The organism is Paenibacillus sp. GCM10027629 (genome assembly GCF_042676425.1).
GTDB lineage: Bacteria > Bacillota > Bacilli > Paenibacillales > Paenibacillaceae > Paenibacillus_K > Paenibacillus_K terrigena.
The window spans coordinates 882123-903822 of sequence record NZ_JBHTGZ010000009.1; the positions used below are offsets into that span (position 1 = coordinate 882123).

Below are 21700 nucleotides of genomic sequence, written 5' to 3' on the forward strand. Positions count from 1 at the left end.
AAGACAAATGGAGACTGGTTATGGAGAAGAGACGTTTCATCATATTGTTGATTTTTGGTTGCATGCTGCTTCTTATAGGTGCTTGCGGCTCGCCATCGGACACCGGTTCTTCGGTGAAGGGATCTGAACCCGTACAACAAGAGGTACCAGCTAGCGAGAAGGATTCGAAGCCATTGGACAAAGAAATTCTGATTATTATTGATCAGACGCCCAAGCCTACTGAGCAGAAAAGCTTCGATTTTGTTGTGAAGAAGCTGCCAGAAGGTTATTCGCTCGCTGAAATGCATTGGATTTCTTCGAAGAATCAGATCGTCAATACGCTGCAAGAAGCTGCTCAGCATGGTGCGAACGGGAAAGATGGCTTCTACATTAGCGGTGATGGACAGTTCGCGGGTTTCATCTATCCTCAGCCGATGAGCGGCGAAGAAGGGGAGGTCAAGTTCCTTTTCCGCAATGACCAAGGGGATGAATTGACGTGGAAAAAGAAAATAACGTTGAAATGAAATGAAAAATCGTGCGCACACCGGGGGAAGATATGTCTGAAATACCCCGGCTTGCGCACGATTTTTATGCAGTTGATTGATTATCATCCAGGATCCAGGACACGCTCGACTTTGGCGATATGTTGCTCCATGAGCTGCTGTGCTCGTATGCCGTCGGATTCGGCGATCGCCTTGTAAATTTCCCGATGCTCCCGTAGCAAACGTTCAGCCGTAGAGCGTTCAGCGTAGAACCATAACGTACGGGTATCCTTCATCGTCTCGTGAATCTGCTGAGACAGGGACGACATCAAATTGGCTAGCATGGGATTATGGGTTGCTTTGGCGATTGATTCATGGAATTGCACATCGGCTTGCTCGCCGAATATTTCGTCATCCAACTTGGTCGCCATCTCTTCGAGAATATTCGACAGCAGGGCAAGGTCTTGCTCCGTTCGATGGGTTGCCGCAAGAGTCACACAGCCTGTCTCAAGGACGCGACGAACTTCAAGGAGATGTCGAATTGATTTCGCGCGGCTTATCCACGACTCTGGATGCAGTTGGGCAGGATGCAGATGCTCGATTGGTTGTTCTCGGACGAACGTGCCGCTTCCTTGCCGGACATCGAGCATACCCATTGCCTTCAAGGAGCTTAGCGCCTCCCGAATGGTCGATCGTCCTACTTGATATTGCAGGGCAAGATCAACGACAGATGGAAGTCGGTCGCCTGGGAGGAGGAGGCCTTCTGCTATTTTTCGTTGTAGGTCCTGCATCACCCAGTCAGAGCTTTTAAGCGGCTTGGGTTGAAGCGTATTCATCAATTTCATTCATTCCTTCCGAAAATATGGTTCTCATGCCATTTATTTTAGTGTATACTAAACCCAGCATAAAGTCATCAGATGACCTGACTAATTCGTTTTTTTTAAAATTAATGTGATGTTGAGGTGTTGATTGTGCTGGAGGAAGTCGTTAAACGTGAGCTGCGCTCAATTGTGGGCGATACATTTTTTCATGATGATCTTGAGTCACTTGTAACACATTCCTATGACGGAACGCCAATGCAGCAGGCGCTTCCGGATGGTGTCATTTACCCTGCTAGTACCGAAGAAGTCGCAGCCATCATGAAAGTGCTGAACCAACATCGCATTCCGCTTGTCAGTCGAGGCTCGGGCACGAACTTATGCGGCGGGACGGTTCCCGTGCATGGCGGGATCGTGATGGTCATGCATCGCATGAATCGGATCCTAGATGTCGATATGGATAACCTGACAGCGACCGTACAGCCCGGGATCATCACCAAGGATTTCATCACCCATATAGAGAACCTAGGCTTGTTCTATCCGCCTGATCCGAGCAGTATGGCCATCTCGACGATCGGGGGTAATATCGCGGAATGCTCCGGCGGACTCCGTGGGCTCAAATACGGGACAACGAAAGATTACGTCATTGGTCTCGAGGCCGTACTGGCGAATGGCGAAATTATCCGTACGGGTGGCAAGCTGATGAAAGACGTAGCCGGCTATGACTTGACCAAGCTGCTCGTCGGCTCGGAGGGGACACTTGCAGTGATTACGGAAGCGACGCTTAAACTTATTCCTCCGCCGAAGTACAAGAAGACGATGATCGCGATGTATAAGGATATTTACGGAGCTGCACGCACCGTGTCCAAGATCATTAAGAACCAGATCATTCCGGCAACGCTGGAGTTCATGGACAATCCGACGATTCGCGTCGTCGACGATTTTGCAAAACTGGGCTTGCCGCTTGATATGGAAGCCATCCTGTTGATCGAGCAAGATGGCGAGATGGAGATGGTCGAGCGAGATATCGAAGTCATCGCGTCGATTTGTCAGAGCGAGAACGCTGCAAGAGTTGAAGTAGCTGAATCGGCGGAACATGCCTTGAAGCTGATGACGGCCCGACGCAGCGCTTTTACCGCGCTCGCCCGCTTGCGGCCGACGACGATACTGGAAGATGCGACAGTACCGCGTTCGCGAATCGCCGATATGGTGCTGGAGATTAACCGAATCGCCCAGAAATATAACGTGCAGATATGTACGTTCGGTCACGCCGGCGACGGGAATCTACATCCGACTGCAACGACAGACGCACGAGACCAGGAAGAAGTACATCGCGTCGAAGCAGCTTTCGAAGAAATTTTCGAAGCGGCGATTCGACTTGGCGGCACGATAACGGGCGAACACGGCGTTGGGATGGTAAAGGCTCCATATCTGGAATGGAAAGTGGGGAGCGCCGGTATCGAGATGATGCGAGGAATCAAGATGGCATTCGATCCACACAACTTGCTCAATCCTGGCAAATTGTTCGCCAAAGAGTCGCGTAAAAGGGTGGTTATCGATCATGGCTAAGACAGAGCTACGATCCAATTCATTGCCGACGGCACCAGGCGTGTCAGGCGCTGTTCCCGCTTGCAGCCCCATGGTGAATACACTAAAGCAGACGCTCGATTACGACCAGTTGACCAACTGTATGCGCTGCGGATTTTGTTTGCCGGCTTGTCCGACCTTTCGCGAGACAGGGGTCGAGGCGGAATCGCCACGAGGCAGAATTGCCTTAATGAAAGCCGTTGTCGACGGGATCATGGAGCCAAATGCGCAGTTCGAGACGCAAATGAATCACTGTCTGGGCTGCCGTGCATGCGAGCCAGCATGTCCGGCCGACGTGAAATACGGCCAATTAATCGAGCAGGCGAGGGACGCGGTGGAGAAACATACAGACTCCCATCGCTGGTGGATCAAGCTCGCGCGTAAAGTAGCTTTCAAAGGCGTGTTCCCTTATCAGAATCGGGTAAGGATGGTCGGAGGAGCGCTTAGGTTCTATCAACAATCTGGATTACAGAGCTTTGCGAGAAATGCGGGACTTATGAAGCTGTTTCCTGCACATATGCGAGACATAGAGAAGATTTTGCCTGAGGCTTCAGATAAGGGTGTCGTCGAGACGATTGGAATCTGGCACCCGGCAATAGGAGAGAAGATCGCCACCGTCGGCTTATTTCGCGGATGCATCATGGATATCCTGTTTACGGAGACGAATATCAACACCGTTCGGTTGCTTAATGCGGCCGGATTCGACGTCGTCATCCCAGCAAGCCAGAATTGCTGTGGTGCGCTTCATGCGCATAGCGGTGAACAATCTGGCGCCAAGGAACTAGCCAAACGGAATATTCGTGCGTTTAAGGAAGCTGGTGTCGATTGGATCATTTCCAACGCTGGCGGTTGTGGGGCGTTGCTCGTCGATTACGGACATCTGCTTCACGATGAACCAGATTGGAAAGCGGATGCTGCATGGTTCGCTTCGCGCACGGTCGATATTAGCAAAATTCTGGTGGATCAAGGTAATCTACCTCAGTCCTTCGGCAAGACGGCAGAGGGGCATGCGACCAAAATCACATACCAGGAGTCCTGTCATTTGCGCAACGTGATGCGCAGCTCGGATGCGCCGAGAAATCTGATACGACGTGTGGAAGGAACGGAGTTCGTCGAACTGTTCGAGGCAGACCGTTGTTGCGGCTCGGCTGGTATTTACAACTTGACACAGCCGGAAATGGCCGGGAGCATCCTGGAACATAAGATGGAGCACGTCAAGAAGACGCAGGCACACGTTCTTTTAACCAGCAATCCCGGCTGTCTGTTGCAGATGAAGCATGGCATTGAAAAACATGGCAATAGCCACGAGATGCAGGCCATGCATGTGGTTGATTTTTTGTATAGCCAGTTGAAATGAAATTGCTCGAAGTGGCGAGTAAAGGGGGAAACCTGCTGATCGAGAACCAATTTGGCCCATAAGAAAATAGCCGGACAAAAAACTCCCCTTCAAGATTTAATACGAAGGGGAGTTCTTTAGTTCTTTAAGTACGTTAATTAAGTACGTTAATTAAGGATTGATCGATTCCCCCGACGTGGTGCTCGGTGGTAGAGAAAGCTTGAACTTCGTCTCATTGATGATCACAGTACTATCCTGGGGGATATCCGCTTTGGAGCCGAGCTGAATGATAACTTTTCCTGGATAGGAGGGTGCGACGTCTTCGACCGAAGCAGCTGTGCCATTCGTCGTGCTTGTTGGATCTGCACCATTTTCTGGATTCGGATTTGTTTCTTTGGTATCTTTCTTTGTATCCGTTACGGTATCACTACAATTGTGAATTAATTTAAGTGTCTTGCTATAGTCGGTTTTCGTTCCATCTGTTTTCTCAACTTGTACCGTTTTCGGCTCGAAAGTTGCACACTGCGCTAGATCACGAAATTGAAATACAAGCTGGGTCTGCTCTTCTCCAGCGATTGGGATGTTCTCCGCATGAACAATGATGTCTGGAACCTGCTCGGTCGGTGGTGTAGAAGTGACAGGTTGTCCCGCTTGTTTGATCTGTTCGGGCGCTTTCTTGCTGAATACCCCGGAACCGACCATTCCTGCAGCAACTCCAACAATAATCACTAGAACCAATGCAAGAAGGCTTGCTTTCTTATGTTTTTTTAGGATGCGAATGAGTACCGGAGCGTTTTCGATGGCAGCTTTATCATAAACCGCTTTTAGAGCCGGGCCAGCCGTATCGAAATACTGTTTGCGATTCGTCCGGTTCTTAAAGGCAGTCGGATCGACTTTCTTAAAATAAGAAAGAATTGCTGCTGAATATGCGGCATGAAGCTTCTGAGATCGCGTGAAATAACGATGCTTTTCCGACCAATTCATGAATTGATAGACGATGGTTTTGTCTTGTGCATGTTGATAGATATATTGCAATAAACCGCTGTAATCAATCATGCTTCCGCTAGATTCACTGTAGAACGCCATGATTATCCGTCTGAAATGAGCCGGCTTAATGTCGTCCTGCATCCATTTCCGCCCGAGCTGCTGCAACCGATCCATTTCCACGACTAAAAGGCCTTCGAAGATGGATTCATTGGGATTCTGCTCATGGAACCATCGGTACGCAGCGAGCATGACGTTCGCCTGCGATCGTACTTGTTGATTGAAGCTCGCAGCCCATGCTCTGATCTCATCCCTATGTTCCAAGAAATCAATCTGAAGAAGCTGTTCGAGCGTAATCTCTTCCAGTTGCAATTCTTTAAGCAAGTAGAGTTGAGCTGAGTAGATTATTTGGTCGATAAAATACGAATCTTGATCGCCATATTGCTTCTGTAACTGAATGGCAAGCTTATCAAGCTGATTCACGATCCAATAGACGGCAGACACAGGCTCAGACTCGCTCCGCAATTTCACAGTAAGTTCGGACTTAGCGATCTCCAGAAATGCGGTATGGCTTCGTACCTGTGGGTGATGAATCACCCAGTGTTGAAGGGCATCTACGACATCTTGAACGGAGCTCATGCTCTGGAATCGATGTTGAATGTAAGGGTCGAACAGTGTTCTCGCAAAATTGACCTGTAAGATCGTATCGAAGAACAACTGCCGTAACGAAGGAACGCTCTCAGCAATCGCGTAGAACTCGAATGCCAGATCCTGTCGCTGCTCCGCGTAGGCGTTATTGATGGCCCGAATCAAGAAACCGGAAAATTCCTTCTCCACCGCGTCCGGGTTCATACGATCATAATCGCGGAAGCATTCCACGATGGCCGGATCCGGAATCTGTCTCTGCTTGACATGCGTGTATACTCTTGTGAACAACGAATGGAATAGAGCATTTAACCGTTCTTTAGCGACCATCGCATTCGGTGGCGTTAAGTACCCGATCAAAGCGCGCAATAGGGCAACCTGATTCTTGTCATATTCATGGTATTGTCCCTGAAGCAGCTGCTCGAATAGCGTTAGCTCATGATAACTGACAATGGATGTCTGGCGAAGCGGTTCCAGATCAGCGAGCATCCGATCGGCAAATCTTAAGAAGTCCTCCATCACATGCGAGTGATCGAGATGATTCCAGACATAATCCAAATAAGGCTGCTTAGACCAATCAACATCGATATTGTTCACGCGCTGTGATGGAAGATCGAATGTATAATCTTTTTCGATATTTTTATCGTTCGCTCGCAAGCTTCCTTTCTCCATGAGCGTGAGATGAATGCCTTTTTTGCTGACAGGTTCTTTGGCATACGTCACGAAACCGAATTGTTGGCGGAAGGCATATGGCATACTGGCATATAAGATTTCGATTAATTTTACGGCATGGAGGGAGAGGTCCTCGATGGGCACATCCAGAGCGACATAAACCTTCTTCTTTCCTTGAATCGAGGCCATCACGGCGAACAACAACTGCTTAAACACATGCTCATCGATGTTCATATGTGCCAATTGTGCTCGATAAGGTAGAGAAGGAGTGGTAGCAGCGTCCAGAGGAAGCTCTTTCAATTCAGGCAAATCTTGCCCTTGTTCAATATCATAATCGGTCGCGAAAGAAGCATTCAACCATGCAGGATAGTCATACACAACTTCTGCAGCACGCTCTGCTGGAATCACATAGTTATGCATGAAGAAAGCACTTCGCATACCCGTGAAATCGGCAGGCATATACACGCCTGTACCAAGTACGATTTGCCCCGATTCCGTGCGATATAAATGCATGGCTTTCGGATAAGCGCTGACGTCCTTTTCTCCACGCACGGACAGCTCTGTCGGAGCATCGTAGAAGCAGGCTGGATGAAGCACTTTTTTGATGAAATTGCTATCCAACCCATTGGAACGAGCTACTGTATCGTAACCTTCATTGGAACGAAAAATACCACGCCGCTCTCGCGTATACATTTGTTGTTGGATGGGTTTCGGTGACGGGGTATTCAACGTTCTTCTCTCCCTTCGATGTAATTCAGTTTATATAACAGCCAGATGAATGGTTCGTCCACACGGATGGGACTGACAACGCCCTGCATCTTTTGGTTAACGGGATTGCTCCCAAGGGCTGAAACCGCGAAATAGGCGGTATTGGAGAAATAGACATCCATCGTTCCCTTGAAAGGACGATCGACTTTCTCAATGAAGCGTCGAATTTCGCCATCAATGTTCTCGAATTCCGTCAGATCAAGCCATTTGCGATGGATCATGTTATTGAAAATATTACTGTTCGGCTTCACATAATCGCCATCTTCATCTTTGAGCGAGTGGAGCATATCACTCTTCGTCAACACGACAGCTGTAGGGATATTTGTCTTCGTCTTCTCCTCATAAGCAATGAAATCGCCGAACATCGTCAGGACGACATCACGCGGTTCATCGTATTGCGGGATCCAATCGCCTTCCGTATCCCCGTATTTCAAGCGTATTTTTTCACGAATCGAACGGATCTGAAGTGGGTCGACCATGAATAAAATGCCGGCGGAATTCTTGATATGCTGTCCATGCAACCCCAGATAGTCTTGATCGACCATGCCTTCGCCCGCAACATCAAAGAATACAAGGGTGAGAGGGGGCTTGGACTCATCCTTGAACACGAATTGGAAAATAAATGGTTCTTGCATTTTCTCTTTTTGGGTTGAAGCGAGTAGGTCGCCACGTTCAAAAAGCGGTTCTTCGTACATGGTGCGGAATTTGCGGCTTATCTCTGCATTGAGCGGCATGCAGGCTGCGTCAAAATGATCTGCTGTCATATGTTGCAACGTATGGATCAAGGAGGTCATATAGACCGATTTCCCGACTTGGGAGGCCCCGATGATCGAGATAATATTGCTAGGCACCTTGCCAGCAGTGATCGGCAACTCATTATGGCAGTGCGGGCATAGTCGATGACGCGTGACAACGCCGTAACGATCATTCAACCCAATCAGAACATGATCGGAGTAGATATGATGCTCTTCAGGAATGTCGTGCGGGTAGAGAATGGCTTCCATATCGTAGACTGAATCTAAACCGAATTGTTGGCGGTAACGATTCAGGATGTCATCTTCTTGAAGCGCATAATTCTCATCGTCTTCACGGTGATGTGCCGCACGGAAGACCACATCTTCGGGTGCATATTTACGAAAGCAATAGGGACATACAATATCGTAAAACAGCGGTCTTGGCGCTGCTTGCGGTTTCTTTTTAAATATATCGAAAAAACTCATGGGTGCTCCTCCTATTCCGGTATGAGTGCATATACATGCCCGTATTTCCGGCCGTCTGTAAAAAATAATCGAATAAAATCGTTCTTGCCGATTTCAATGACGGGTAAGACCGTCTTGCCTGCAGGAAATGGCTCTACGAATGGATAGACCGTCCCATCTTCTTTATGCGTCGGGTAGCCGCCTTGCTTTTTAACGTAACAAAGTACGTCTTTCGCAAGTGGGACTTCCGAGGTCACTTGAATCTGCGCGGTTTTGAATTTCTGGAAAAAACCGGTTTTGAGACGAATCGAGTAATAAATATTCGCTTTTCCTGTACTTACTTCAATGCGATTCCCGTATTCAGGTTGACGGATTAATCGTGTTTCTCCATCAATGGTCGTGCTGGCGTATATCGTATAGATCCAGCGACCGACACCGTCCAATCGATCCTGAAAGCCATGATTTGCTTTGAATTCATCCTTGGTATAGAGCTTTAAGGCGCGAGCGTCAGGCGTATCATCAACCTGCTCGCTCGCGTGTACTTTATGAATGTAAACCGCTTGGACGTCGCTTGGCCACAGCCATCGGAGCGTACAACGGTTGTCATTTACGCTTGATTGAAGGTCCCGTATGATGGGGGATGTAGCATGGGCATCCATAAACTGCATGGTTATTGCGCCTCCCTAGGTGTTAACTAAAAGCCTTTGTTGCGTTGGTCTCTACCCCGGTTCTCTAAACTTTGGTTCGGTCGACCGGCATGCAGGTTGCGATGGCGATCATGACGCAGCCGTTGATATTCCTGAATAGGGATGATCCATGTGAACAAGCCAATCACGCCCGCCAATACCAGTGCGGCAATGAACCGTGTCATTCCATCGGTAAATGGGTGTCCGGATAATCCAAACTCTAACAATAAACCAGCTAACAGTCCTGCAACGGATCCGCCGATCATAAAGCTTCGCGCGAGATGGCGATTGTCAAAGATGAGACCTAGCGATAATCCGATTCCTGTACCAATAAGTAGTAACGCGATGATGCGCAGAATCATGTAATACGCGTTATCCTTGGTGTTGTCCGACCGTTCCGTGACAAGGGTGCGATTACCTAGATTATCATAGATTTTCTGGAACACGAGTGATAAATCATCGGCTTTCGTAACATCGTAGTACTGCCCACCTGTGCGATCAGCAATTTGCTGCAAGAGGGAGGTACCTTCTGGATTGACGAGACTTAAACCGATCGTATTGATCGCAATTTGGTTCTGCTCATATTTGGCAAGCACCTGGTTTGTATCGATTTCGCTAAACCCGTCGGAGAGAAGAATGACCATGGTTCCGCGCTGCGCGGTTCCTTTCTCCTGAATTTGCTTCATGGCTTCATCCAAGGAAAGTGCAATATTCGTTCCACCGTCGGTCTGCTGTAGGGCATCGATTTTCGCTGTGATCTCGTCTTTGGCAGCTTGATTGTTCACTGGGGTAAACGGCTGGATGACTTCAACTTGATCATTGAATACCAAGACCGAGAGTTGATTATCGCTGTCCATTTTTTGAATTAAACGTTTGGCAGCGGCGTAGCGATCTTGATTCGGGTCCGTCTCCGTCATACTGCCTGAGTTGTCGATCACAAGCACGATATCTTTGACAGGCTTCGCCCCGCCGACATTGATATGGTAGAGGGCTTCGAGTGCAAGCCCGACAACGAACAGCAGCACAAGCGTAACCGGAACAAGTAATTTCCAAGACGTCAAGGCATACCGCTGCCGCCACGACGAACCATTGAGTCGCGGTGTAATCATTTCTGCGATGAGACAGAATAGCCCGATGAAAAAGGCGAGGGAGCCGAAATAAATGCCAATCACGACGAACGTTGGCATCGAATCAAGTAAGGTATGAAGTATGAGTTCACCAACCGCAAAACCGATGGTGCCACCTATAATGCTGAATAACACGAGTAGTAAGTTGATCTTGCGCTGCAACGACAATCATCCTCTCTATGGAACCTGTATCGGTTTGATTTAGCGAAGCTCTGACAATTGATGAACATCCACACCGTGAAATTCATACTCATTTTGCATATAGCTTTCATAGTAAATTTTTCCGTTGCGATAATACATTAAATCTTCAACGTGGAAGCCGCCCATCATATTCAATTTATCAACGCCGCTGCTCCGTTTCTCATGCACACAGCCTAATTTGTAGATACGAGTAGTCTCGTCTGCACCCAAGGCATAGCGAATGAATTCACTCGTATAATCACCGAAGAAATATTTCTCTTCATAGCGATGTTCATGCGTGTAATCCAACAGGCGGATATGAATTCCTGCCTGTTCCTCGAGCGTACGGTAGAGCTTCTTAAATAGTTCATCCTTCGATAACACTTGTTTGTTCTCATAGGCAATGGTCACATTCGCACGCTGCAGCAACTCTTCTTCAAAAGTTTGCTGGAAGGGTTCGGCGGTTAGAAGATGTTGCCTACAGACGGCCATGAGTTTCTTAGCATAAGCTTCGTTGCCTTGATGGAGCAGGGAAGAGATACTGCCCATATAACGATCATCGAAGAAGATATCCTGTCCGCGCTTCGCTTCTAGATCTTCCATGACGCTCTGAGTTACCCGTTCATAGAACTCGATGATGTTCTGCCCAATATAATCATCTGCTGTACGTATACTTTCAAGTGCTGCTTCATGAAGGGCATCACGGAGCTCCTGAACCTGCTGGACCTGCCGCTGATAGATGACATGTAGCTGCTCTAAAGCCGTTTCAGCCCGCTTCATACAGACGATTTCCAGCTCAAGCCGTAGCCTCTCTAGTTTTTTACGATAGATCTTCTCGAAGAAATAGCGAATGAAACTGCGCACGTTGTGCTTATCCATAAATGGCATTCGCTTAAATGTCTGGTTATCGACTTTTTCCTGATAGAGCTGTTCCAGCTCAGAGACAACGTAGTCTTTCTCCGATTCTCGTTGTCGAACCAGGCTGCGGATCACCGGCAGGATACTCTCTAGCTCGACCCATGGATTGGTCCATTGGAACAACTGCATGAATCCGACCTGCGGGAAAAGCGACGCTTGTTTCTCCATTGAACGCTGTAAAAGTGTATTCATATCCAGTTGGTCAACGGCTAAATTCGCTTCTTGTACAAAATTAGCGTGAAAATAGGCTCGGCAGCCATCCCCGAATAGTGCTTGTTCCGCGTCCTCGAGGGATAGGGACTTCAACTGTGAATAACTCATCTCACGCGACATGATCCCACTCATATCATCAATTTTCCCTTCATCAGGAAGGAGGGAGGTGAGTAGTCTATCGATCGCTCCAGGATCGAGGCCGAAATAAATGAGTTTTTCCGCACTGCTCACATGAAGTTCTCTTTGCATGCGATGAATCAGTTCCTGGTGAAAATGGTAGAGCACAGTCAATGCGATCGATTGATTGGGCCGTTTGATTTTGGAAATGCCCGCCGATACATAGCCTTGCCGTCCCGATTCCGTCATCAAGTTGTTCTTGAATGAAGTGTTGTTATAGCTGTTCTGGTTCATCTCGAATGTTGCTTCCTGTTGTTTGCGGTTCTTGAGCAAGCTGATATGGCAGATGATCTCATAATTATCCTGCATGTCGCTCGGGGATGAAATCCCGCGTTCATTCTTATCCGATAGGATGTATGCCAGATCGAATAGAGGGGAGGCCGCATGCGTAACAGGAATCGATATGCCATCCTCTGTGACTTGTAGCGGCGCAGAGAACGAATAGTCCTTGCGCTGCATCGTATCTAACTCCCGAAGAAAGGCAACGCCGAGCGAACTGCTGTAGCCGAAGGTGTCGACTTGATCCCGCTCGCTGATGAGCGCGTACAGATCCATCTGTACGGATTTAAAGGACTGACTCAGAATGCTGTGCGCGAGCAAGGTTACCTCCGGAATAAACACATTAAGCGGGTCTTCGACCCGCGTAATGACAGACAGATGAATTCGGTCAAATGAAGCGTAGTTTCGACCATATTCAGCAATATGACGACTTACCTGGCGCAGCACACGGTTCAGTTCGAACCAGGGCTGTGTTTGCTGGGTTAAGCTTTGATAGATATGTTTGCGAAGCGATTTGTCGTTTCGCTCTTCCGTGGATACGGGCAAGACGAGTCGGCTGACACGGGAAGGATGGTCGGTATCTATCCCCGAAGTCTTGGCGCCACTTTCAGAAGCAATATGCACATACATGATTCCAGCGCTATTGACCGATTTTTTCTCGTGAATCCGCATCATCGGCTCTATCGCTTCAGCAGCTTTATCCCCGACATACATAAATACAGTAGGGTAGTGGAAGCTGCTCAGATCATCGCCTTTGCCCGATAGACGTTCTTCTTCATAGGCATATTGTGTTGCGAATTGGTGTAATAAAGGTTTCATACTAGGACTTCAACTTTCTGCGAATCGCATGGAGTTTCGTTGTCATTTGCTTGTAGAACTGATACGCTTCTTCACCATTCGCAAGTTCGATTTTCTCATATTCTAAGCGATCGCGTGCATCCAGGAACACTTCATACAACTCTTCGAGCTTGGACAGGAGAGGTGCAATATCCTCCGATGCTGTCATCTCGGAACTGCGGCGGGACGATTTACGCATAAGCATGCTGCGGTTCTTCTCATCCAACTGACGGAACTGCTCGAAAATCTCGAATTCCACGAAATCGCGGCTCTTCATCAAATTGGCGAACGGTTCCCAAGCTTCTTCCTCAGCATCCCGATCATAGACGTAGAGGGCACCTTTTTTGCAAATCGTTCCCGTGTAGAAGGCTTCAATAAATTGATCCTGCAATTTCTCTTCCCCTTGGAATTGGGCGAGCACCTTTTCTAGCTCTGTTACTTTGGTCTGGATCGCCTCATACTTTGCGATCTCTTCTCGAACACGTGTAATCAACTGCGGTGAGCGAATGAAGTTCTCTTGGGCCATGTCCTCATGGATACTTCCGAAGATATCCTTCGTAGATTCTTGAACCAAGCCTTCATCGAGCATACGGCGAAGCTCTGCACGTGCACGTTGAACCTCACCAAGATTCGGCTTGGATGCATGCAATTGCATATCAAATCCGCCGAGAATATCTGCAAGATGCAATGGTGCTGTGAATACGACAGCATAACGATTGCTTGTTGTCTGATCGACGTCTTTCAGCTTAATGATGTTCAGTTCAATAGCTTTTGCGAATTCACCGCGAACACGCGCGTTGTAGTCGCGAACGCGAGCATTGCTGTATGTTTCGCCCCACGACTTCTGCGGAATAGGAGACGGTAAATACGTCCAGTTCACTTTGTCGGTCTGCACGAGATGACGTCCAATCCCTTCCTTATCTAGGATCGTTCTCTCATAACTTTCTTCGTATACTTTCAGCGGCGTGTAGACGAAGAGAGGTACGCCATTGCGTGTATTTAACCAGAAGATCCGGTTCTTCACTTCGCTTTCTTTGACCGTGAAATGGGATTTTCCGACGGCGTTATTCTGATAATTACGAATCCCTTTCAGAATACTCGGCGCTTGAACTGGCACGGATACGAATCCCCAGGAAGGGAAGTATAAATTGCCGGCGCTGTTGCTCAAATGGAATACCGGTACGGCTTCCTCGTCAAGCTTACTTGCAATATTGCGTTCAACGAACTTCTCAATCGATTCTTCGTGACCGAATTTCATCACGAGGAATTCTTCCATGGATTGCGTGATTAAATCCCCGAATTTCTCCGAAAGGAAATCGGAGATGGAGCTGACAATGTCGAGCTCTTGTTCCTTGATCCAATGATTGGAGTGGTTCAGAAGTTCGGATGCGAAATCACGAATGAGATCGTCGACTTCTTTTTGCTCCATGATCTTGCTGATGACTTTCGAAATGTCTGGTACACTGACAAGATTCCAGTAATATGTCTTATTGCCTTTGTGATCTGCTTGTTCGTCGGCATTGATTAAGATATCGCCATTTTTCTCGAAGATCGATTTTAGCGCGTTCAAGATCTCGGTAAAGACATGGTAAATCCGATTGTTCTCGGCGTTCAGCAATGCATAGAGGTCTTCATAGAACTCGATCATTTGCTCGGTTCGTTCCAAATCGGCATGAAGCCAGTACTCACTGATTTTAGCATCAATATAGGCATTTTTCTTTTTATCCTTCGAAATAAATGCACTTCTAGCATCGCTTAATGTCTCTTCCGAAAAATCGCGTGCTGCCTCAATATCGCGAGGGATACGTACGAGATTATCACGTAAAGTTTCGATGTAAGAGAGCAGCATTTTAAGCAAGCAGAATCCCTTTTCCGTATAGATCAGTCGGGATACATAAATCGGACCTTGCTCCGGATGGAGGAACATGCGTCGAATTTGATCTGTGAACTGCGCTACGATTTCACCTGGCAGCTGCTTCTTGACTTTAATGTATTCTTCACGCGCACGGGTCAGGAACGTCTGCTCTAGTTCGGTATCCATGTTAATGACTTGATGCTTCACGACATTGTTGTAGCTCAGACGCTCGCTATTCTCGTAACCAGGCAAGGGCTCAGGGATACGGGATTCGAAGGTTTTCACCATGGAATCTAGATCAACCCCGATTTTACGTGCGAATTTCTCCGTTTCTTCTTGTGAAGGGGATTTTTCGAACATGACCTCCATCTTTGTAAATAAGCGGTAGCCTAAGTAAGTCGTCATTTCTTCAATCGGAAGAACAGCGGATGACGCCCCGATAATGTTGTATTCATAGTTCGCCGGGTAAGCTTTATTCATCTGGGCGATGTTCGTCCGGATATTGCTGATATAGTCATGGATCGCGAATTCTTCGCCGGATTGTTTCTCTTCGCTTGCCATGAAGTTCGTAATATTCTCGGCAGTGACATTCATGCAATAATCATAAGCATTCTCAAGTAGCTTGCCTTCGGTATTCGTCGCCGAAATTAGATGACACAGATTGAATGGAGGCAGAGGGGAATTGACCGTCAAGATATTGCCATATTGCTGCTGGAATCGCTCCCCACGGCTGTCAACATTCATCCAGTAATCCAACTCTTTTAAGGCAGCATAACCATTCTTTTTGATATATTCCCGCGTATGTTCGCTTAAGCTCTTATTCGATAAGTTAATATCCGGTGTGAATAGGTAACCTAGCGTATTGACGCGGTCGATACCGGCAGAGCCGTGATCACGTTCAATGATGCCCCGCACGATATAGGAAATATCAAGGAAACAGCCGCTGCCCGTACCGCCGGACAGACCCGTAAGTAAGAACACCATCAGTTTTTTGTTGGTGCCGACAGATAACGTTTTGATTTTTTTGTCGATGGCCTGTACAACTTGATTAATTTTGGTGAAGAGGAGAAGACGCCCGGCTTGACGAACCCCTGCAGCCCCGTTCATGCCATCGGTGATCGATAGCTCCGGCGATAGCCAGTCGGTAATGTAAGGTTCAAGAATGCTGCGATTCTGCAGCAATCCACCAATTTCTGCGTTAGATAACAGGACGAACTCATTCAATGGATCTAGACCGATCCCTTTATATTTCTTCGCGCGATCTTGTTCGTTGGTCTCAAACGCAAGAAATTCGACATTGTCGGGCTTGTCACGTTTCTTCTTGGATAGCGGGTCCTCAGGTAATCTGAATCGACGGTTGATCTGGTATTTCAGACGAAGTAATGCGTCGATTCCGGTTCCGCCAAGTCCGATGATCAGAATGGGGTTGTCGATCGTATCGACACGGATTTTTTCACTGACGATACCGCCGCCTAGGGATACGTCCAATTGTTGTATATGTTCTCTTACGATGGGTTTCATTTCATTTCCTCCTTAAGGATCACTGGTACGGATTTAAACGAGATATTCTATAAAAATGGTTTTATCAATACTGCTCATCGTGATCGTAATGCGTTCCGAACTCTTCAACTCCAATCCTCGGCTTGCGTCTAACGTACGGCCGGACTTCTCGATTGAGCTAGAGGCTTGGTTCTTCAATAGAATGTGATCATTCTTGGCAGGGAAGAAGATAATATGCTCTGTTTCCTTAAGCTCAGGTGCGAGCTGCAGGAGTTGGTGTAAATTGAATTTGCCTTTAAAAGCTTTTAACTTCTTGTACTGCGGGTAACTTTTCTCTCCCGTATTCTCATCGCGGATTTCAACGACAAGTTGACCGACGAAGCCGCGATTAGCTTTTTTCACGGCTGCAAGAATGAAATAACCTCCGGTTGCGAACGCAGCCACGATAATCGCGCCTAGAATAACGGTCCAAATCGGAAATGGTTTCTCGTCTTTGGGTTCCGGCCCGCTCGGTGTGACGGCAGTTCCGCCAGATGCCTTCGCATTAATCGTTACAGGATCTGATTCGCGATAGAAGCTCTTTTCTTCCGCTTTTACGGTTAACTCATAAGCTTTCTGATCCGCAACGGTATAGGTTCCTTCAAAATGATCACCCGCATTGGTCAAAGGCATTTCCGTTACTTTCCCGGTTCCCAGGTCTTTGACTTTGAGGACGGCTGTCATGTTGCTATAGAGACCATTGTCTTGAAGCTTCTGACCGTTGCTCGTGAGATAGGCGCCAATGTCAATGGTATCTCCCTTTTTATACGTTTTCTGGGGGATCGGGTCTAGCGCCAGTTCCAAATCGTAGTTAAAGACGAGATTGATGTCGATTTTGTTCTTGTCTGCACCTTTAACTTGAAGTTTCCAATCGCCCTGAACAGGTTTGAGCATTTTCACCAGGGTGTAGCTCTTTGACTTCGATATCAGGACTTCATTGGAAGGAACAGGAATAGATTGTCCTGATGGATTCGTTAATTTGATGTCAACAGGTTTGGATGACATAATGGAGATATTCGCTTCAAGGACGTTCGCATTCGGAACATTGACTGTGACATCCTGATAGCTTCCGTTCCCCGTCAGGGATTGAATAGGGACAATATTAAGCTTCAAATGGCTCGCGAATATTTCACTCAGAATTTGAGGGAGGTCATCGGCTGAACTCGTCTCGAATGATTTGGCACCGGTTCGCTTCGATAAGTCTGCAAGAGCTTCCTTGTTCAGTTTACCATCGGCATTGAGCCCAATCGTATAGATCGGAATGTTCTTGTTCTTCGCGTCTTCGACGGCTTGATTCAATTCATTGTCCGATTGTGCTTGCGTCCGATTGGATTTCTTGTTCAAAGCGTTATTTCCGTCTGCAAGGACGACGATCATGGGTTCGTGGCTTGCATCCGCTCCATCTTCTAGCACTTTAACCGCTTCACGAACCCCGACTGCAATATCCGTGTAGGTGCCGCGATTCAGTTGATCAATGAATTGCTTCAAATCTTGTTTGTCCGTATTGGATTTGATTTCAAGAAGTGCTTTTTCACGCTCGATCCGATCCGTATAGGCAATGATGCCCACCTTATCGCCCTGAACGGATAACATGTCGATGAACATTTTCATCGCTTCATTGCCGATTTTGTTTTTGTCGCTGCTATTCATCGAGTTACTGACATCCACAACCAGCACAGCGTCAATCTTAGACGATTGGGCAGCCGCGTGAGCAGCAGGTATGCTACCGGCCAGAGGAAGAAGCAGCATCGAGAAAGTTAGCATCAAGATCATAAGGCCGATTTTATTTTTAAACATAGGTAAGGCTCCTTTTTCTGTGTGATCATATTTATTATTCTAGTTATTCATGCTTAATGCGAGATGAAATATGGGCAAAGAAAATAATGTAAAAAAATCTATTTTTTATAGTATCATACAAAAAAAGAACGATGTTTGCTAGAATCTCGAATCTTTCATTATGATATAGTTAAAGCCATTGAACTTCAACTTTTCCAGAATCTTGCTCCTTGTAAAACGTAAAAAAGAAAGGAAACTCATATGTTTGCATACGTATTTATTGGAATTTTGTTTCTCTTTGTCATTGTAAAATGTATTCAATATGGATGGCACCGTAAAAAATCATTAGACCCGGCAACCATCGACAAAACGTTGCTAGGCATGTTGAATTCAGAGCGTGATCAGGCATGAACAAGAGAAACTCCAAAACCCCTGTTTTTTTGAAGTCTTATGATAAAACAAAATATCGATACGAAAAGCTCAAGGTATGCAAGAAATGCCATACATTCACGATCTTAGGAGACACGACCTGCCCGGATTGCGGCAAACCTCATCTTATCCCTGTCGAAGAACTAGCGGAGCGTAACGCGAAGCATGCCATGCATACGGTGATTCTTGTTGCCGTGTGTCTCGGTCTGCTAAGCATTTTCTTAAGCAATACGTTACTGCAGATGGCGCTTTGCGGCATTGCCAGCATCGTGTTGATCGGCGTCTTATGGATCGTGCAACGAAATGTGCTGGATGCAGAGTGTCTCCGTGCGTTAGATAAGCTATTCCATGCTAATGAGAAAAATGTCCAAAACGGAATCATTCGGGACTACAAAGCAGCAATCGATTACTGGGGTACCGATAACCAGCGTTGCTACGAAATGCTGCGTGAGATCAGCACTTTATTGCACAATGATATGATTCGTATACGGCAACTGACGCTGCTTCAGACATTTTTGCTTCGTAAAGATATGGACTTAGAACTTGAACCGCTGCTTGTCCGCAAATATGAACCCGTGCTGGTCGAATATATCGGTGAGCTGGCAAAGATCAAACGAGACTTGATTAAAGACCGAACGTTTCAATATATCATGGCATACGAGCCAGAAATTATGGGGCAGGAACAGGGTCGAGACATCCTAACGGCCATTGCCGGAGCCGCTGTACGCATGAAGCATTACGTTCACAGTTATTCGGGTTTAGTCAGACGTTATGCCTATAATCTACCAAAAGATCGTTTCCTTCGCCTTTACCAGATGATCGAACAATATCCGAACGAAGATTGGGGGCGGCTGTCGGAAGAAGTCATGCGTATTTACACGGAAAAATATCAATGGGATCCTGACTTTCAACAAAAAAGCCAAAGGGGTCACTCTATATGACGATCATTCGGGCGATAACCCCTCGAAATGTGATGATTTTTTTGTGCGCGCTGGTTCTAATCCTGATTGGGGTTAAAGGGGTATATATCATTCTCAAAATGAATAACGTAGCGGAGGCCGACCGACTGTGGGCTAATAAGCAACTGGTGGAAGCGGAAACCTCTTATACCAACGCTTTGAATAATCGATGGATTCGTTATCAGGAAGATAAAATATCTGCGCGTTTACAGGAGCTTGCTCCGATTACGGAAATGAAACAGACGCTGGCAGATCTGAACACCGAATTGCTGCAGGTCGAGAAGAACAATGATTTCGGACGCTTCATGACGGCATTTACGAGCTACCAGAAATTTAAAGCGCCTTATGCCAAAGCAGAGAATCTATACGCTGTCTACTATCAACAAATTGCGAAATCAACGCAAGTCGCTGCCAAGGTAGAAGACACATTCCAATATTTCATTGAGCGCTTCTATGCACAGATGTCATCGAATCTCAAAGATAAGAACTACGAGGATGAGAGCTTTAAATCGAACTTGTGGAAGATTCCTGCGGCCTACTACAATCGGGAGGGCAAACGAGCGGATGAGCTATCGGCAACATTCAAGAAGTATGATGAACAGAAGATGGATCAAATCGCGAGCGTGGGCCAATACCAGAGTTTATTGAATGAAGCTGTGTCCATGCAGAAGACCTATGCAGACTTGGAATTGAAAGGAAGTTGGGTTCCCAAAAAAGTAGAGGCGCTAGTGGAAGCCTTCTTGCGGAACGATGTTGGTCATGAGCGTTATGCTGATTTTGCCATGCATGCGAAGATGTATGTTGAATATGCCAAGTCAGTGCAAGTAAAATCGCGTATTGAAGCTTATATCAACAGCCAAATCCGGAAATGGATGAAAGAAGCGAAAACGTTGATTCGCAACGGGGAATTTCAAAAAGCGATTCAGATTTACGAGGGCATTGCAGAATACCAAGATACGAAGCAGGAGTTGCAGGATGCGAAGACAGCATGGACGGCAGCGGACCCTGTAAGGCTTCTGCAGAACGTAGATAGCAGCGTAAATTATGAGCTGGTAAGCGGTGGGAAAGACCGTTTCGGTGCCCAAGTCTATGCCATTGCGACGGATGCGATGAATAACCTCTATTATGGGACTTCGGATCGCGACAACCATGTTTCGGTGCTGAAATATGATACAGTTCCGAAGGGGGTTAAAATTCGAAGTTTAAAGATTGAAGAGAAGTTGAGCACACGCGCTATACCAGTAATTGTCTTAGAAATGGATTCCAATCAGCGAGGGGCTTGTTACCAGGCATTTAACGTGATTAATGGTCAACTGCACCCATTATTTCAATTCGAGGCGGATGGGTATGAGGTACAGTCCGATGGTACACTCCACGTGAATAATCCAAATGTTACTGAGGCGGAAGGGCAATTGGCAGTCTATTCACTTGTGAACGACACGTACCAGTATTCAGGAATCGTACAGCAGTTTACGGATATCGTTGTTGGGGATTTGTGGCAGTATCAGCACATGAAGGTTCGTTTTACCGCGACAATCGTCACAGTCGGAGAATCCGGTGTGTATGCACAGATGGGGGAAAGCTTCATACAATTGAAGGGTGACTTCTCCTATTCAATCGGAACAGCAGTGATTATCGGAACCTTTGATCAGTCGAAAGAGGTGCAGCTCGGGGATCAAATGCTAAATATCCCGGTCGTAGAGGTGGAGACCATTACGAAGTAGTTCAAACATTTACTGGATAAGGCATGAATTTAAAGAGGCAAAAACTCTTTTTGTTCATGCTTTTTGTTTGTTTATATGAATCAATCATGAAATAAATAGGAAGACTCTAATTATAACGAAGTCACAAAATGAATTCTTCTTGGGGGCATTGTTTTGTGATAGTTTGTAAAATTATGTGGTGTATTCGTATTCAAATAATGTAAATAAATGAGTAAAGACAAATGAGAGTGATGAAATAAAAAATGTGGAATTTGACATGTGGAAAAACGTAAAACTTACTATAAATGTCATTGTTTATATATACTTCTTCACAAAACCCGTATTTTGTACATATGTCTTTAAATTAGGAATATCCCTTATATACCAAGATATTCTTGGCTTGTGTCACAATCTGTCGGAGGACAAGAATAAGTATCGATAAAAGAAAAGACAAGAAGTTGTAGCCGATCTCCTTGACCGGCTGCGTGGTGTCTATATTAAACTAACGTGTCCCGTTAGCTTAATCTCCTCAGCCAAATTTAATGCTGAAGT

General features: G+C 46.6%; 13 protein-coding genes. 5 read left to right on the forward strand and 8 right to left on the reverse strand.

All coding sequences use genetic code 11. The features are described 5' to 3' along the window. Nucleotides 1–20 precede the first annotated feature (20 nt). Nucleotides 21–503: a hypothetical protein gene (locus ACFQZR_RS13545; protein WP_379346622.1), complete on the forward strand. Its 483-nt coding sequence runs from the start codon at nucleotides 21–23 to the stop codon at nucleotides 501–503. Between the two features lie 83 nt (nucleotides 504–586). Here ACFQZR_RS13545 and ACFQZR_RS13550 read toward each other — a convergent pair whose 3' ends face one another. Beyond that, nucleotides 587–1306 carry a FadR/GntR family transcriptional regulator gene (locus tag ACFQZR_RS13550; protein ID WP_379346624.1) on the reverse strand — a complete coding sequence of 240 codons (720 nt, stop codon included), beginning with the start codon at nucleotides 1304–1306 and terminating at the stop codon, nucleotides 587–589. Between the two features lie 126 nt (nucleotides 1307–1432). On the opposite strand from ACFQZR_RS13550, the gene ACFQZR_RS13555 reads away from it, so the two are divergent. Both ACFQZR_RS13555 and ACFQZR_RS13560 read left to right on the forward strand, forming a co-directional pair. Beyond that, entirely contained in the window at nucleotides 1433–2848 is a 1416-nt protein-coding gene (locus tag ACFQZR_RS13555) for an FAD-binding oxidoreductase (RefSeq protein ID WP_379346626.1), read from the forward strand. Next, nucleotides 2841–4223, forward strand: coding sequence for a (Fe-S)-binding protein (locus ACFQZR_RS13560; RefSeq protein ID WP_379346628.1), 1383 nt, complete (start codon nucleotides 2841–2843; stop codon nucleotides 4221–4223). The genes ACFQZR_RS13555 and ACFQZR_RS13560 overlap by 8 nt, the downstream gene beginning before the upstream one ends. 150 nt (nucleotides 4224–4373) lie before the next feature. On the opposite strand, the gene ACFQZR_RS13565 is transcribed toward ACFQZR_RS13560, so the two are convergent. From ACFQZR_RS13565 to ACFQZR_RS13595, 7 genes are read right to left on the reverse strand one after another with little or no spacing between them, the layout of a single operon-like run. Then, complete coding sequence (locus ACFQZR_RS13565; RefSeq protein WP_379346630.1) at nucleotides 4374–7232, reverse strand: GAP1-N2 domain-containing protein; 2859 nt, start codon at nucleotides 7230–7232, stop codon at nucleotides 4374–4376. Next, on the reverse strand, nucleotides 7229–8491 hold the full coding sequence (locus ACFQZR_RS13570; RefSeq protein ID WP_379346632.1) for a hypothetical protein: 1263 nt from the start codon (nucleotides 8489–8491) through the stop codon (nucleotides 7229–7231). Before ACFQZR_RS13570 ends, ACFQZR_RS13565 begins: the two co-directional genes overlap by 4 nt. An 11-nt stretch (nucleotides 8492–8502) precedes the next feature. After that, the gene (locus ACFQZR_RS13575) at nucleotides 8503–9138 is read right to left on the reverse strand and encodes a beta-mannanase (RefSeq protein ID WP_379346634.1); all 636 of its coding nucleotides are present in this window, start codon (nucleotides 9136–9138) and stop codon (nucleotides 8503–8505) included. Between the two features lie 26 nt (nucleotides 9139–9164). Continuing rightward, entirely contained in the window at nucleotides 9165–10445 is a 1281-nt protein-coding gene (locus ACFQZR_RS13580; RefSeq protein WP_379346636.1) for a vWA domain-containing protein, read from the reverse strand. A 39-nt stretch (nucleotides 10446–10484) separates the two neighbouring features. Continuing rightward, on the reverse strand, nucleotides 10485–12869 hold the full coding sequence (locus tag ACFQZR_RS13585; protein WP_379346638.1) for a transcription initiation factor TFIID: 2385 nt from the start codon (nucleotides 12867–12869) through the stop codon (nucleotides 10485–10487). Nucleotide 12870: 1 nt separating this feature from the next. Then, nucleotides 12871–16263, reverse strand: a complete 3393-nt coding sequence (locus ACFQZR_RS13590) for a tubulin-like doman-containing protein (protein WP_379346640.1) — start codon at nucleotides 16261–16263, stop codon at nucleotides 12871–12873. Between the two features lie 33 nt (nucleotides 16264–16296). Further along, nucleotides 16297–18078: a vWA domain-containing protein gene (locus tag ACFQZR_RS13595; RefSeq protein ID WP_379346642.1), complete on the reverse strand. Its 1782-nt coding sequence runs from the start codon at nucleotides 18076–18078 to the stop codon at nucleotides 16297–16299. Between the two features lie 386 nt (nucleotides 18079–18464). Between ACFQZR_RS13595 and ACFQZR_RS13600 the strand changes: the two genes are divergently transcribed. Further along, nucleotides 18465–19427, forward strand: a complete 963-nt coding sequence (locus ACFQZR_RS13600; protein ID WP_379346644.1) for a hypothetical protein — start codon at nucleotides 18465–18467, stop codon at nucleotides 19425–19427. After that, nucleotides 19424–21169: a hypothetical protein gene (locus ACFQZR_RS13605; RefSeq protein ID WP_379346646.1), complete on the forward strand. Its 1746-nt coding sequence runs from the start codon at nucleotides 19424–19426 to the stop codon at nucleotides 21167–21169. Before ACFQZR_RS13600 ends, ACFQZR_RS13605 begins: the two co-directional genes overlap by 4 nt. The last annotated feature ends 531 nt before the right edge of the window (nucleotides 21170–21700 follow it).